At 61.7% G+C, this 14,186-nt stretch carries 19 protein-coding genes; 4 read left to right on the top strand and 15 right to left on the bottom strand.

What is annotated here, in order from left to right:
* The first annotated feature begins 152 nt into the window (after positions 1-152).
* Positions 153-404, top strand: coding sequence for a hypothetical protein (locus IFT59_RS10580; RefSeq protein WP_139283842.1), 252 nt, complete (start codon positions 153-155; stop codon positions 402-404).
* 61 nt (positions 405-465) lie between these two features.
* On the opposite strand, the gene IFT59_RS10575 is transcribed toward IFT59_RS10580, so the two are convergent.
* The 11 genes from IFT59_RS10575 to IFT59_RS10525 all read right to left on the bottom strand — a co-directional run bounded on the left by IFT59_RS10575 (position 466) and on the right by IFT59_RS10525 (position 9,936).
* A complete protein-coding gene (locus IFT59_RS10575; protein ID WP_192086788.1) occupies positions 466-1,311 on the bottom strand; it encodes an MOSC domain-containing protein in 846 nt (281 codons plus the stop codon).
* A 9-nt stretch (positions 1,312-1,320) separates the two neighbouring features.
* Positions 1,321-1,971 carry an HD domain-containing protein gene (locus IFT59_RS10570; RefSeq protein WP_184654835.1) on the bottom strand — a complete coding sequence of 217 codons (651 nt, stop codon included), beginning with the start codon at positions 1,969-1,971 and terminating at the stop codon, positions 1,321-1,323.
* 8 nt (positions 1,972-1,979) lie between these two features.
* Positions 1,980-4,748 (bottom strand): DUF2339 domain-containing protein, encoded by a 2,769-nt coding sequence (locus tag IFT59_RS10565; RefSeq protein ID WP_192086787.1) that lies wholly within the window; start codon positions 4,746-4,748, stop codon positions 1,980-1,982.
* A gap of 82 nt (positions 4,749-4,830) precedes the next feature.
* A complete protein-coding gene (locus IFT59_RS10560; protein WP_192086786.1) occupies positions 4,831-5,679 on the bottom strand; it encodes a mechanosensitive ion channel family protein in 849 nt (282 codons plus the stop codon).
* A 98-nt stretch (positions 5,680-5,777) separates the two neighbouring features.
* Positions 5,778-6,323, bottom strand: a complete 546-nt coding sequence (locus tag IFT59_RS10555; protein ID WP_192086785.1) for a tyrosine phosphatase family protein — start codon at positions 6,321-6,323, stop codon at positions 5,778-5,780.
* Positions 6,320-6,913 (bottom strand): YfbR-like 5'-deoxynucleotidase, encoded by a 594-nt coding sequence (locus IFT59_RS10550; RefSeq protein WP_249407578.1) that lies wholly within the window; start codon positions 6,911-6,913, stop codon positions 6,320-6,322. The genes IFT59_RS10555 and IFT59_RS10550 overlap by 4 nt, the downstream gene beginning before the upstream one ends.
* A gap of 14 nt (positions 6,914-6,927) precedes the next feature.
* The gene (gene ygfZ, locus IFT59_RS10545; RefSeq protein ID WP_192086783.1) at positions 6,928-7,779 is read right to left on the bottom strand and encodes a CAF17-like 4Fe-4S cluster assembly/insertion protein YgfZ; all 852 of its coding nucleotides are present in this window, start codon (positions 7,777-7,779) and stop codon (positions 6,928-6,930) included.
* A gap of 104 nt (positions 7,780-7,883) precedes the next feature.
* Positions 7,884-8,609 (bottom strand): hypothetical protein, encoded by a 726-nt coding sequence (locus IFT59_RS10540; RefSeq protein ID WP_192086782.1) that lies wholly within the window; start codon positions 8,607-8,609, stop codon positions 7,884-7,886.
* Between the two features lie 61 nt (positions 8,610-8,670).
* Complete coding sequence (locus IFT59_RS10535; protein WP_062453374.1) at positions 8,671-8,928, bottom strand: hypothetical protein; 258 nt, start codon at positions 8,926-8,928, stop codon at positions 8,671-8,673.
* Between the two features lie 103 nt (positions 8,929-9,031).
* Positions 9,032-9,502 (bottom strand): TIGR02301 family protein, encoded by a 471-nt coding sequence (locus IFT59_RS10530; RefSeq protein WP_246454007.1) that lies wholly within the window; start codon positions 9,500-9,502, stop codon positions 9,032-9,034.
* 8 nt (positions 9,503-9,510) lie between these two features.
* Positions 9,511-9,936: an NUDIX hydrolase gene (locus IFT59_RS10525; RefSeq protein ID WP_062579812.1), complete on the bottom strand. Its 426-nt coding sequence runs from the start codon at positions 9,934-9,936 to the stop codon at positions 9,511-9,513.
* A 150-nt stretch (positions 9,937-10,086) separates the two neighbouring features.
* Here IFT59_RS10525 and IFT59_RS10520 point away from each other — a divergent pair, with 150 nt between their 5' ends.
* The 3 genes from IFT59_RS10520 (at position 10,087) to IFT59_RS10510 (ending at position 11,902) form a co-directional block, all read left to right on the top strand.
* On the top strand, positions 10,087-10,413 hold the full coding sequence (locus IFT59_RS10520) for a YnfA family protein (RefSeq protein WP_192076683.1): 327 nt from the start codon (positions 10,087-10,089) through the stop codon (positions 10,411-10,413).
* A gap of 41 nt (positions 10,414-10,454) precedes the next feature.
* The gene (locus IFT59_RS10515; RefSeq protein WP_062579816.1) at positions 10,455-11,219 is read left to right on the top strand and encodes an SOS response-associated peptidase; all 765 of its coding nucleotides are present in this window, start codon (positions 10,455-10,457) and stop codon (positions 11,217-11,219) included.
* A gap of 65 nt (positions 11,220-11,284) precedes the next feature.
* On the top strand, positions 11,285-11,902 hold the full coding sequence (locus IFT59_RS10510; protein ID WP_446737832.1) for a LysE/ArgO family amino acid transporter: 618 nt from the start codon (positions 11,285-11,287) through the stop codon (positions 11,900-11,902).
* Between the two features lie 6 nt (positions 11,903-11,908).
* On the opposite strand, the gene IFT59_RS10505 is transcribed toward IFT59_RS10510, so the two are convergent.
* From IFT59_RS10505 to IFT59_RS10490, 4 genes are all read right to left on the bottom strand, one after another.
* Positions 11,909-12,046 carry a hypothetical protein gene (locus tag IFT59_RS10505; RefSeq protein ID WP_192086780.1) on the bottom strand — a complete coding sequence of 46 codons (138 nt, stop codon included), beginning with the start codon at positions 12,044-12,046 and terminating at the stop codon, positions 11,909-11,911.
* 188 nt (positions 12,047-12,234) lie between these two features.
* Positions 12,235-13,053, bottom strand: a complete 819-nt coding sequence (locus IFT59_RS10500; RefSeq protein ID WP_062453369.1) for a CDP-alcohol phosphatidyltransferase family protein — start codon at positions 13,051-13,053, stop codon at positions 12,235-12,237.
* A gap of 22 nt (positions 13,054-13,075) precedes the next feature.
* The gene (locus IFT59_RS10495; RefSeq protein ID WP_180215429.1) at positions 13,076-13,777 is read right to left on the bottom strand and encodes a phosphatidylserine decarboxylase; all 702 of its coding nucleotides are present in this window, start codon (positions 13,775-13,777) and stop codon (positions 13,076-13,078) included.
* Between the two features lie 245 nt (positions 13,778-14,022).
* Positions 14,023-14,163: a hypothetical protein gene (locus IFT59_RS10490; protein ID WP_156461813.1), complete on the bottom strand. Its 141-nt coding sequence runs from the start codon at positions 14,161-14,163 to the stop codon at positions 14,023-14,025.
* Between the last annotated feature and the right edge of the window lie 23 nt (positions 14,164-14,186).

The raw sequence follows: 14,186 nt of genomic DNA, 5'->3' as shown, positions 1-14,186 counted from the left end.
TGCCGTCAGAGGGAACCTTCAGACCCGAAAAAGGTATATGAGAAACTGCAAATAGTTCTGGAGACCTGCACTTGAGGTCTTCCCCGTACTGGCGACTGGAACATATGTTCTCAAGGTTGAGTTAGACTTGGGCAAGCAAATCAGGAGAAACGATGCTCACTGGGATGACGGAAGACCAGCGAAACGAATTTCTGGAGCGCATCACCGCGACCACGATTGCAAACCAGGCAATCCTGAAGTGTAGCATCAGCGGTTTTCCTTTGACGGCGGATAATGTTGTCGCCTTCGTTGGCGATTTTCTCGATCCGGAAAACCCGAACCTGCAGGAACTGATCGAAAAGATTGGTCACGCCATCGACGAGGTGCTGGATTGCCAGGGCCAGGCAATGCGCCTGGCGCGGTAGCTCACGACAGTTCTCAAGTCCGGTAAGGGGACGCGGCCAGACAACATACGGCCGCTTTGCTTTACCGCTTCTTGATGGCCCAGGCGCCGCGTGTTGAGACCACTTTCACGTCGTCACCAATTGCGATCATGCCGCTGCCGCGCGGCACGGCGTTCCATCCGAACAGCGGGCCGGGAACACGCCGGTCGGCCGACATGCGCAGGCGACCGAGTGCCGGCATCGGGTTGGCGACATCCCGTGAACCGGTCACCTGATCCTGGGTGATCATGATGCAGCGGGCGCAGGGTTTGACGAGATCGAGACGAAGGCCGCCGATCTCGATCGCCTCCCAATGGTCGTCGCCAAAGGCGTCCCCATCGTCGATGACGATGTTGGCGCGGAACCGGTCCATCCCGACGGCGCCTTCTCCATGCTTCTCCATGTCGGCATTGATCGCCTCGAGCGAGCCGGTGGTCGTGACCAGGACCTGGTATCCGTCGGCAAATGTGACCGGCGTATCGGGTCCTGCCCAGTCGTCGCTTGCGGTCCGCTTCGAACGTTCATCGAAGAAAACAAGCCGCACGTCGCAGCCCAGCCAGTCGCAAAGGGTCGAGTTGACATCCTTGTCGGCCAGCGCGGCGCTGACGATCGAATTCCAAACGACCACATCGGTACGCCGGTAGCCCGGCGGCCGGGTGACGGTGATCTCGCCCTTGCTCTCCATCGAAAACCGGAACCCGTCCGTGTCGGGCAGGACCTGCAACTGCGCCATTTCTGGAAGATCGCGCTGGTTGACGAAATGCCCCCTGGTATCGACCAGCATCAAGCTGCGATCGCCGGGTATGCCTGTGCACGTCATCTGCGTCTCAGTGAGCGAAATGCCGCGGCCGCTCTTCAAGGGGTAGTAGTTGATCTCGCTGACATGCATGGGTTTTCCTCAAATTTCATCGAGAAAGAGGTCGAGAACACTTTTCAGACGCTGGTGGCGTTCGTTTGCCGCCTGCCGGCCGGCCTGCGTCTTGAAGCCGTCGGCGAGCTTGAACAGCTTCGTCTCGAAATGATCAATTGCAAACGTCCTGTCGTCCAGCGGTCGATGCTTGGCGAGCGGATCGGCCGGATCGTAAAGCGCCGAACCCATCCGCCCGGCAATGTAGAAACAGCGTGCCGCACCGATCATGCCGATTGCATCGAGCCGGTCCGCATCCTGCAGGATCTTCGCCTCGATCGTCTGCGGCTCGAGATTTGCCGAAAAACTGTGGGTGAGTATCGCATGGGAGACCGCATCGATCTCTGTATCGCTCCAGCCCATCTCGCCCAGAATGCCCGCCGCCTTCTCCGCGGCAAGACGAGACGCCTGGTTGCGCAGCGGGGAGTTCTTTTCCACCGCAACGCAGTCATGCAGCAGCACCGCGGCTGCCAGCACCCGCCCGTCGCCGCCTTCGTGTTGATGAATGCGCATCGCATTCTTGAAGACGCGGGCGATGTGAGCCAGATCGTGGCTTCCATCGTCGCCAGCACTGGCATGCGGAATGAGGCTTCTGGCCAGATCCTGGTGGGGCGAAAAGGATTCTGCGAGTGACGCGGTCATGCTGGTTTCTACGAAGGTTCGTGAGAATCGTCTGTATCAGATGTTTCGCTCTTGTTGACCAGAATCCGTTGATAGAAAAGCCCGATTCCGATCAGAACTGCCCCCAGCCCGATGAAGGACAGGGCCCGCATAATGCCTTCGAGATTGGCCATGTCGATCAGGAAGACCTTCGCCACGGACACCAGCACCAGCACTGCAGAAGCAAGCCGCAGGCTCTTGGCGTTCCATTTCGAGCCCGCTACCAGAAGGCCGATGCCGATCAGGAGCCAGACCACAGAATAGGCATAGGTTTCGGAAGCGAGAAATCCCTTCCACTGGGCAATATTCTGGCCCTGGAAAAAGCGTCGAACCGAAAGCGTCGCCCAGAGAAAGCCGAGCAGGGCGCCCGAGACGGCGAGCATTGCCACGTAGGGCGCTGGCCGCCGGCCGCGAGCCAAGTACGAGGTCAGTCCATAGGCGAGCGCCGGGAGAAGATAACCGAGCAGCAGAAGGTTGAGGACGGGCCAGGAGCCCGTGCTTTCGCCTGAAAAGAACGGATTGAGCGCAAACACATGCGCCGAGAGCACGTTCACCGTCGCGATCGCGCCGGCGATCATCGAGCCGTAGCGGAAGACCGGGCTCGGGCTTTTCAGGTCGAGCGTCATCAGAATGCCGGAGAAGCCGATCGTCAAGAGCGTGTAGACCGACTGCTCGCCAAGCGTCGGCGTGCGGGCATCGAGCACGCCGCCATTCATCGCGTGGCGTATCAGCACGGCAAGTGTCAGCAGGGCTGCAAGCGATGCCAGTCCCTGCAAAACGTTGCGGACACGGACATCGGGTGAATTTCGCAGCATCCAGGCTGCTACAATCGCGAGCAGGGTCGGAATACCGTAGCCCGGCAGCAGCGCATTGAAGAACGGCGTCGTGCCGAGACTGTCCGGCCCGACCAGCGTCGGCTGCCAGGCGATGCGACCGAACACGATCGCGATTGCCGCCGCCATCATCCAGGGCAGGGCAGCCCATGTCCGCACTCGCATCGCCATCAGATAGGCAAAGCCGAGAACGGAAAGAAGGATCGTCGTGACGATGCCGTTGGTAAGCGCGTGTAGTGCCAGCGTGAAGCCCGCGAAGGAGCCGAGCACTGCGATATTCGCCGGCCAATCGATGCCGTCGCCATCGCTTTCGTCACGTCCGCGAAACAGCCACTCCGCCACCGCGAGCATCACAAGTCCGATGCCGATGCCATAGAGGCCGTGCGTCCAGTCGCGGAAAAAATTGCCGAAGTTCAGAAACGAGATGAACCCGATCGTGACCGGCATTGCCCCCATCATAAAGGACCAGAGTACCGAAAACGTCGGTTCCTCATGCCGGAAGCGCCTGAGGAACCCGGCCCCGAGCAGCGTGAAGATGCCGCCGAGGAGCAGGAAGCCTGCAATCTCGTGGCCGAAAGCGGCAACGACAGGCGCGGTTGTGCCGGTCACCGTTTCGGGCATCACATAGGCGAGCAATGTCGACGCAACGGTCGCGATACCGGCAAGCGCGGCGAGCGCTGCAACCACGACCGTCCACACCCCGTAGCTGCGACTGCTGCCGACGGCGGCCAGCGCGCCGATCAGGGCGACGAAGACGAACAGCGGATGAAGAGAGCCCCCAGGCGTGGCGACCAGCATGGCAAGCGCCGAAATCGCGACCGTGACTGATAACGACAGGGTGATCCGCAGCGGTGGCCTCTTCAGCAGCGCCCGCCAGCCGCCGCTTCCTGTCGAGCCGCGCGTATAAACGCGGCCGGGCCAGATGAGGATCGTTCCGGCAATCATCATCAGCAGCACCAGCGAAGGCGGCATCATGTCGATCGGCAGCGATTGTGACGTGTAGGCGAGAACCCAGAGGCCGATCCCGAAATTGGCGATCATTGGCACCACGGTCCAGCGGCGGATGCGCGAGGCGGCGTTCAACGCCAGCCAGCTCACGCCGAGAAACAGGAACAACGCGTTGACGTCTGGGTCGTCGGTCGTCACCAGAAGCGGCGTGATCAGCGAGCCAAGCAGGCCAAGCCCGGCCAGCGTCTGCCCGTGCAGCAGCGACAGCGCGATTGTTGCAAACGAAATCAGGGCCATCAGCATGAAGGCGGTGCCGGAGCCGATGAAGTCGTAAAAGGCGTAGGCCGCGAAGGACGCGCCCAGCAGCGTGATGCTACCGGCGGCCGTCAGCGCACCGGGGATCATCGCATTGGCGTAGAGCTCCGACATCTTGGGCATTGCCCGACGACGCACCAGCTCGCCGGCAGCAATCAGCACCAGCCCGAAAATCGCCGCCAGCGACAGACGCGCACCGGGGCCGAGCAGCCCGGCCTCGATCGAATAGCGGACAAGGAAGATGCCGCCAAAGGCGAGTGCCACGCCACCCACCCAGACCGGCCAGCGAGCACCGAGATAGCTTTCCAGATTTTCACGGCGGAAGCGCGGAGCGGGCGCGGGGAGCGGTGGTGTTTCGGCTGCCTGATCGGACGTCCTCTCCTCGGGCGCCGTGATCTCTGCCAGGACTTCGGTCTTCGATGGTTCTGCTGCAGCCTTTGCAAAGCCCGTGTCGGCGGCCATCTCAGCCGCGGCTTCGGTGCGGATCTCGGCAAGCGCCGTCTCGGGCGACACGACCACCTCGGAAGTGACGGGAACGCCGGTCAGCAGGCGCGCCCGGACATCCGAAAGTTCTTTCTCCAGCGAAGCGACCCGGCCCGACAGCTTTCGCTGCGAGACGACGAGGGAGAGAATGAGAACGATCAGCAGAAGCTGGAGGATCATATGCTAGCGGGCTCGGTTGAGAAGGTCAGCGGACGTTATACCATTGGTCCGCAAAGAAAAGCCGATCTCCCCGTCGATACCGTTATGGGGTGTATGAAGCCGGATTGTCGTCCTGCGCATCGGCCGGTACCTCTTCCTCGACCACCTTGTCGAAGGCGAGTTTGACGGCTTTGGTCATGTCGCGGCTGACCGTCCACCACTGCGCGCTCTTGATCCAGTAGCGCAGTGTCAGCTTGGCACTACCGGCATCGAAATCCGCCAGATAGGTGGTCGGTGCCGGGTTGCTCTCCACCCGCGTCTCCGCCTTGGCGATCGACTTGAGCTTGGTTTCGGCCTCGTCGAGGCTCTGGTCGGCCGACAGCGTCACGGAAATCTCGTGGCGGCGCGTGTGAAGGCGCGAATAGTTGGTGATCGGCACGTTCCACAGGGTCGAATTTGGCGCCAGGCGATAAACGCCCTCGGCGGTGCGAAGCTCGGTTGCGAACAGGCCGACATCGACGATCGTGCCGCTGACATTGCCGGTCTCGATCGATTCGCCCACGCGGAACGGGCGCAGAACCAGAAGCATGATGCCGGCTGCGATATTTTGCAGCGTGCCTTGCAGGGCGAGGCCGACCGCGAGGCCGATTGCGCCGAGGGCTGCAAGGACCGATGCCGTCTGGACGCCAAACTGGCCGAGAACCATCACTACGACGATGATCAGCACCGCGTAGCGGATGATGTTGGAGAAGAACTGCGCCAGCGTTGCGTCGATGCCGTTCACCCGCGACAGACCGTTATGCGCCCAGCGGCTGAGCAGGCGGGCGGCGGCCCATCCGACGATCAGAAGAAGAATGGCGCCGATGACCGAGAATGAATACTGGATGCCGAGGGCTGTGAGCTGTGAGAGTGCCGCGCGGGTTGCGACGACGAAAGCCGATGCCTGTTCCATTCAGGGCCTGATCCTTTATTGTAAAGAGGGGGCTAATTGGCGCGGGTGACTGTCAGGTCAAGGCAAACGGTGCGACGTTTCTCAGCCGCACCAGGGGATCAGGACGCGCTTTTTTCGATTTCGGCATTGGCCGTAACCGGCAGAACGAACGAGGCGCGACCATCGGTTTCCGCTCCCCGGCCGATCCGCTTGATCGCCTGAACGAGCCGCCCATCCCGCTGAAGCAGCCGGTCGCCGATCTCGATCAGCCGTGTGTTCGGGGTCGCATGCGGCGCGACCTTGCGCAGCCTCGTCGCCAGCTCGACCTCATCCTGATCGGGATAAAGTGAAAGCGACGCAATGACGGCCGCTGCCGGAGAGCGGGATACGCCCATCCAGCAATGCACGACGAGCGGCGCTGATTGGTCCCAGTCTTTGACGAAGGCGATCAGCTGCTCCACATGCGCCTCGCTCGGCGCAATCAGAGTGCCGGTGCCGGCAAAGCCGATATCGTTCATCTTGAGCTTCAGGTGCCGCGCGGCTGCAATCACGGCCGGTCGGTGGAAATCCTGCTTTTCGGCAATCAGGCTCACCATTTCCCGCGCACCGTGACGGACCGAGAGTTCGGCGATCTTGTCGAGCGGGCAGACGATGATCCGGCTCATGCCGTCACACCGCGATCGGCTTCAAGCGCATGAAAACGCTCGAGAAAGCGCGCCTGAGCATCCAGCGCCGGCATCGGCTTCAGTTCAAGCATGTCGCGGGTTATGCCACGCGGCACGCCGAAGAATTTCTGGGCTTCGGTGACGGAAAATCCGGCAAGCTCGGTCGCTTCGAAAAACGCGGCAACCGTATCGGCCTTCTTGATCATCACCTTCAGCTCCTTGGTAGGATGCGGCGGCAGGCCGAAGCGGATATGGATCGCTGCCTCGAGCCGCAATTCCACCGCCTTGTAACCGCCGCCAACCACCGACTTGAAGGGCGAGATCATGTCGCCGATGACGTATTCGGGTGCGTCATGCAAAAGCGCCATCGCCATCGCCTCGCTGGAGGCATCGGGATTGGTGCGACAAAAGATCTGCTCAACGATCAGGCTGTGCTGCGCCACCGAAAACGCGTGGTCGCCTTTGGTCTGGCCGTTCCAGCGCGCAACGCGGGCAAGCCCGTGGGCGATATCAGCAATCTCGACATCGAGCGGAGAGGGGTCCAGCAGGTCGAGCCGACGGCCGGAAAGCATCCGCTGCCAGGCCCGCATGGATTTCGATCCGCTCACGGCTCGGCCTCTTGCGTCGCTGTCGGGAACGACAGGTCGGTCCATTCCGGCAGCGAGAGAACGACGGTGACATCGCTCGCCGTCAGGGGAATACCATTGGCGATCGCATCGCCGACCCGGTCAATCCGCACGATTGCAAGCCCCTTGTTACCCAAGACGGATCCGAGCGTGCCGACCGGCTTGCCACCGGCCATGATGTCCGTGCCTGAGACGGGCAGGGCAGTCTCGCTTGTGACGAGCGCGACACGCCGCCGTGCCGTGCCACGGTGCTGCATGCGAGAGACGACTTCCTGCCCGACATAGCAACCCTTGCGGAACGACAGCCCGTCGGTCTTGTCGAGGAGAACGTCGTGCGGAAAGGCATCCTGCAGGGCATAGTCGAAGCCGGAGGCCGGAATGCCGGACGCGACCCGCAGCGTCTCGTACTCGGCTTCCGACGCGTCGATCGCAATGCCCTCGGGCTTTCCCGGATATCGCGACAAAGTCACGCCGGCTTTGGCAAACGCCGCATCCGCAGCACCAGTAACCGAACCGTCGCCCCAGGTTACCGTCACGCCATCGGCATCGTCGGCTGCAATCGTCACGGCCGCCCGCAGCTTGTACATGGTGAGACGGCGCATCAGCGCGTCACGCTGGGCGGCATCGGTCTCCATCAGGAAATCGTCGCCGTCTCGGGAGATCATGAAGTCGAACAGGATCTTGCCCTGCGGCGTCAAAAGCGCGCCGGGACGGGCCGTCCGTTCAGGCAGGGACTCGATATCTGTCGTGATCAGGCTGTGGAGAAAATCGCGTGCATCGACACCGGAAACCCGGATCAGCTGGCGCGAAGGAAGATGGACGGCGGGCATGGCGAAAGGTCCGATTGTTGAGCCGGAAGGTCGAACCCGACAGGTAAGCCCTCCCGACCGCGCGAACAAGTGCAGTCGCGGTGCCGCAAGCGGATCGGCAGGAGTCAGTCGCCGCCGGTGAAGAACTTCCACTGGCCGTCGGGCGACAGGCCGATGCGGTAGAAATTATAGGCGTCGTTTTCTTCCATGCCGATCATATCGCCGGCCGTAACGATCCGCAGCAGCTCGACGCGCTCGGGTGGGGTGAGCGCAGAGATCGACTTGCCGGCGAAATACGGCCAGACGTAAACCTCTTCCGGCTGCCCGGCCTCGAGCCTCACGGCGCTGGCGGAGAGAAGGTCCATGACGATCGCCAGGATTTCCTGGCCGTCTGGATCGCCGGAAAAGTTCTTCAGCGCGCCGACCGGATCGTCGCCCTGATAGTCCATAACCTGGGTCTGGTTCGGGCCGGGATTGGTCAGCGGCTTCAGCCGTTCGATATCGCCGGAGGCTGCGGCCTCGATCAAGGCGGCGCGCATTTTCTTGACAGGCTCAGGCAGTGTTGTCATGTCGCGGATGATGTCGGCCTGGATCGTGTCGGTCGCCGCAGCCGTTGGCTGGCCGGCGGCAGGTGCAGCGGGCGTTGCTACGGGCGCCTGGGCCGAGCCGGTCGCGGGCACTTGCGGGCCCTCGAAAGCCTGCATGACGCCGGACGATGGGCTGCCGCCTGTTTCACCCTGCGCTGTGGTGCTCAGCGCCAGCGCAGAAGCCGGTGCCATAACCTGCAAGCCGCAAAAACATGTTGCGGCAAGCGCCAGACGCAGACCGTTGAAGTTTGTCATGATATGCATTCCGGCCGCCTTCCGAAGGGGAATTCTCGGCTTTTCTTGTGCCTGATAAGGATGTGCGAGATTACTGAACGATCCGTTCCGGCGAAAACTCTCCGGCCAGCATGCGGTTCTTCAGCGAATCCAGCAGCGCTTCGGCGCCGGTTTCGCCCAGCAGGCGGATCGTCTCGCGAATGGCGCAGGCCATCGCGACATCAGCAATGATTTCAGCCTCGATGCCATCGGCACGGCCATCGGCCCAGGCTTCATTCTGATATTCCAACGCAGCCTGCATCTTCTCGTGGACGATCATGTCATCGATTTCGTTGCGGCCTGTCTGCATACTCTTGATCCTCGGTACCCGTATTAATTACTGACCCATTAAGAACTTTATCAGCCTTTTATCAAAACGACACGGCTTGAGGTCAAAAGAGGTAAATAAACCGCTAATTTCCGTAGCGACTGGCTATTTCGGCGGCAAGTGTTGCGCCTTCGGCACGGTAGAGTTCCTCAGCCATGCGTGCGGGTTCATTGCAGGATGTGTGAACCGCGGCAAACGAGCGGTAGCCGCGGTTGTAGGCGGCGGTCAAGCGTTCCCGCCGTTTAGGCTCGCTGGCGGTGTCAGAATCCAGCAATTTCTGCATGGATCCGCGCCAATCGTCACTGGTTGCACCGCAAAGCGACCGCAAATAAGTGACCGATCCCAGCACTTCCGCAAGCCGCATCATCTGCGAATCATACGGAGCCGGTTTTGATTCGGTTTCCGCCTGTGGCGCGGCCGTTGTCGCAGACGGCGCCTGCTTCGACGATGCTTTCTGCGACTGGGCGCCAGCCGGCGCGGCGGCACAACTCAGCGCGATCGCAGCAACGATCGCGAATCGGTGGGAAGACGTGAGGAAAGACATCAGGCGGTGCATACGAACTCCTAACCGCGTTTCAGTTCCGCCGCCAGCCTTTCGGCGCATTCCAGCACGCTCGCAGGCACGGGAAGATTGCGGATCTCCTCAACCGAATACCATCCCGGATCGGCCGCATCGTCGGCGGCAATCGCTTCTCCTTCGGGGTCCGCTTCGACACGGAACACCGAGAGCGAGAAATGGCGGTTGTCGTCCTTGTCCTTCTTAAGGTCGTAGGTGGCAAACAGGGTCGGATTGCGCACAGCGATGCCGGTCTCTTCGAAGAATTCCCGCACCGCCGTCTCCGATGGCGTCTCGCCGGGCTCGGCCCGACCCCCTGGAAAGGCAAACAGATTGGCCGAGGGCGGGTTCAATCGCCGGATCAGCAGAAATTTGCCGTCACGTTCGAGAATGGCCGACGACGCGGCTTGCGGGGAGGGCGTGGCTGTTGTCATGGACTGCTGAAGCTTTGAAGAGCGATAAGGTCAGGATAGTGTAGGCGGGAATAGCCGCCCATCAAGGACATATCATGTCGCGCGCAAAAACCCTCTCTCACGGCATGACACGGCCCGAACCATGCCGGTGAACCTCAACGGCTGGACAGCATGAAAACCTATCTCCTCTATTGCCTCGCCGCCTTTTTCGAGATTGCCGGCTGCTTTGCCTTCTGGGCCTGGTGGCGGCTGGAAAAGCCGGCTCTGTGGCTGGTGCCGGGTATGGTGTCGCTCGCGCTGTTTGCCTGGGTGCTGAGCTTCGTGCCAAGCGACGCGGCCGGGCGGACCTACGCCGCCTATGGATCGATCTACATTCTGGCTTCCATCCTCTGGCTTGCTGGTGTCGAGAACCGGATGCCCGACCGCTGGGACTTGATCGGCACGACCGTGTGCCTCCTCGGCGGCGCGATCATCCTCTTCGGTCCCCGCAGCGCCTGATCCGCTTGACGTCTGCCTACCCCGGTGCCATCTAATCTCGCATGTGCGGACGCTACGCCCTGACGGCGACTTCTGAGGAAATTCTGGAGGTCATGCAGGCGCTGGGGGAGGAAGGTTTCCCGGCCCGCTACAATATTGCCCCGACGCAGCCGATCCTGATCGTCATGCAGAACGAGCATGTGAAGCCCGGCAGCAATCTTCCGCCGCGTCGCGCCGTACTTGCCCGGTGGGGCCTGATTCCGGGCTGGGTCAAGGATATCAAGGACTTTCCCCTGATGATCAACGCCCGCTCCGAGACGGCGGCCGAAAAGGCGTCGTTCCGGGCCGCCATGCGTCACCGCCGCGTTCTCATTCCGGCCTCCGGTTTCTACGAATGGCGCCGGCCCCCGAAGGAGACGGGACTGCCCTCACAGCCCTTCTGGATCCGCCCGAAGAATGGGGGCGTCATCGCCTTTGCCGGGTTGATGGAAACCTACGCATCTGCCGATGGCTCGGAAGTCGATACCGCGGCGATCCTGACGACTGCTGCCAACCACGCCCTGCGGCCGATCCACGACCGCATGCCCGTCGTCATCGCGCCGGAGGATTTCGAGCGCTGGCTGGATTGCAAGAACGGTGAGCCACGCCACGTGGCGGATCTGATGCGGCCGGTACAGGACGATTTCTTCGAGGCATTTCCGGTATCAGATCTGGTCAACAAGGTGTCCAACATGGGCAAGGATCTGCAGAAACCGGTCGCGGTGGCACAGCCGCAGGAGAAGCCGCCAAAGGCATCCGGCAGCAGCGGCCAGATGTCGCTGTTTTGATCCGTTCCGACCGCGTCACACCATCCAGCCTTCGAATCACGTCCTGAACGGATCTCCCTATGAACCTGATATCCGCCGGTTTTTCCGGCTTTGCGCTGGGCGGCTCGCTGATCGTGGCGATCGGCGCTCAGAATGCGTTTATCCTGCGCCAGGGGCTGATCCGCAGCCATGTCTTCGTGCTGTGCCTGATCTGTGCGGCATCCGACGCCTTGCTGATTGCAGCTGGCGTCGGCGGGCTGGGAACGATCGTGTCGCAGTCGCCTCTGCTGATCTCGGTGGTGACGCTCGGCGGCGCGCTGTTCCTCGCCACCTATTCGGCCATGGCATTCCGGCGGGCGGTACAGCCCGGTGCGATGGTCGCCGGCGCGCCTGAGGGCATGGCACTCAAGGCGGCAGTGATGACCTGTCTCGCCTTCACCTTTCTAAACCCGCATGTCTATCTCGATACGGTCCTGCTGCTCGGCAGCCTGTCTGCGGCCTACCAAGGCCCGGAAAGGGTAGCCTATGGCGCGGGCGCGGTGATCGCATCCTTCGCCTGGTTCTTCGGCCTCGGCTACGGCGCCCGCTATTTGGCGCCGCTATTTGCCAGACCCGCCGCGTGGCGGGTGCTGGATGGCCTGATCGGCGTTGTCATGGGGTTGCTCGCGCTCGGGCTTCTCGTAAGCTTCCTGCGCGGCGCCTGAGACGGATCAGCGAGCCGGGCTGAGCGTTGGCTTGCGGTTAAGCATCATCGCCGCAGCAGCAACGGCTTTGAGGCCGAGCGGACGGTAGTGGCTGGAGAGGTCCGGCTTGGTCTCGATACTGGTTTTGTTGGTTTCGCTGCTCACGTCTGTCTCCTCACGAATCTCTGTTCCGCTCAAGGGCGGGCCGGCGCATTTCGCCGCCAATCCGGGCGGAATCATGGCTGCGGCTTGACGATGCGATAGAGAAGAATGGACGCGCCAACTTGCCGCAAGCTGGGGCTGCGACGCAACAATTCGTGTGCGCCGCAGCATCAGTCGCAAGGGCAGGACGATCAGACGTGCGTGCGCTCGTCCTCGATGGTGATCGTGCCATAACGCTTTTTCCACGCACGGGCAGAAAACGGCAGAACACAGAGATAGGCAATCGCGGTGATTGCCAGGATTTCCCAGGTGTAGCTCATCAAGAGGCCGACATAGAGAACGGCCACAAGCATGATCGGCAGCATCAGGTCACGGCGGATGCGGCCCGACTTGCCGGACCAGACCGGCAGACGCGAGACCAACAAGAAGCCGATCAACAGCGTGTAGAGAACGCTGGCATACACGAAGAACTTCGTCTGTTCGACGCCGAGAAAACCGAGATAGACCGGCAGAAGCACCAGAAGCGCACCCATGGGCGCCGGAACGCCTACAAAGAACTCAGACTGCCAGGGCGCCTTGATGCCGCGGTCTTCCATCACGTTGAACCGGGCAAGCCGCAGGCCAGCCGCGATCGCATAGAGAAGTGCAGCTATCCAGCCGAAGGATTTCGCTCCGTCCAGCAGAAACGCATAGGAGACGAGGACGGGCGCAACGCCGAAATTGATGATGTCGGCGAGCGAATCCATCTGCACGCCGAATTTCGACGTTGCCTTCAGAAGCCGTGCGATCCGACCATCGATCCCGTCGAGGAAGGCTGCCAGCAGCACCATCGCGACAGCTAGCTCGAACCGTCCCTCGAAGGCAAGTCTGATCCCGGTAAGGCCGGCGCAGATCGCCAGCACCGTGATCAGGTTGGGGATCATCAGGCGGACCGGGATCTCGCGCAGGCGCGGACCACGGGCCTCGTCGGTCGTATGGTTCTGTTCCGGCGGCGAGACGGGCGTCTCCATCAGATGATCTCCTTGCGTTTAGTTAGGCACGACGGCCGATGGTCGGTCCCTTGGCGGAGCCGAATTCGGCCAATACGGTTTCGCCGCCGACCGCTCTCTGGCCAACCACGACGCGCGCCTGGCCACCGGCCGGAACGAAGACGTCGAGGCGCGAACCGAAGCGGATCAGGCCGAAGCGCTCACCGGCGCTGACCGGCTCGTTGGGCTTGACCCAGCAGACGATGCGGCGTGCCACGAGACCGGCGATCTGTACAACGCCGACGCGGCCGTGCGGGGTGTCGATGACAAGCCCGTTGCGCTCGTTGTCGCTGGACGCCTTGTCGAGTTCCGCGTTGACGAACTGCCCTTCGCGATACTCGATGCGTGTCACCTGGCCCCGAACAGGGGCGCGGTTGATGTGGCAGTCGAACACGTTCATGAAGACCGAGATGCGCAGCATCGGCTCGATGCCGAGATCCAGTTCGGCTGGCGGCACGACCAGAGCAACATGGCTGACGCGGCCGTCGGCAGGGCTGATGACGAGATCGTCATCCTGCGGTACGACCCGTTCCGGATCGCGGAAGAAGTAGGCGCACCAGAGCGTCAGTACCAGTCCGATCCAGAACAGCGGCTCGGCGAAGTAGCCGAGGATCAGCGAGACGACGAAAAAGATGACGACGAAAACGTAGCCTTCCTTGTGGATCGGCACGAGCGTGTTGCGGATGGTGTCGAAAAGATTGATCAACCCTTGGTTCTCCTCAATGGTCTGTGCTGCCTGCCTATAGAAAAACCCTATTTGCGGCAATCCGGTTCCGTCGATGCGCCCATGACGTCATACAACTTCCCGGTATAATTGACGGAATACACCGTTTGAAGCGCTCAGCGACCTCTGCTTGAACGCGGTTTATCCCTGACGCGTCAGTTTCCCAAAGGCCCAACCTCGTCTTCTGACACTCGCAGACGCGGTGCATTGCCACAGAAATCTTCGCCTCAGCGAACCGCCTCAGGGTCTACCCAGCCCATCCAGGTCGAGAAGGCGAGCAGAGGCGAGCCGTAGAAGACCAGCACCAGCATATAGATGATGGCGATACCGCCGAGTACCAGCATCCGCCTGTTCGTATATCGTCTCATGCTGTTCTCCTGTTATTCTGCTG

This window comes from Rhizobium sp. CFBP 8752, assembly GCF_014842035.1.
GTDB lineage: Bacteria > Pseudomonadota > Alphaproteobacteria > Rhizobiales > Rhizobiaceae > Neorhizobium > Neorhizobium soli.
The sequence above is the reverse complement of the archived record's forward strand: the minus strand, read 5'-3'. Positions and strand labels throughout refer to the sequence as shown.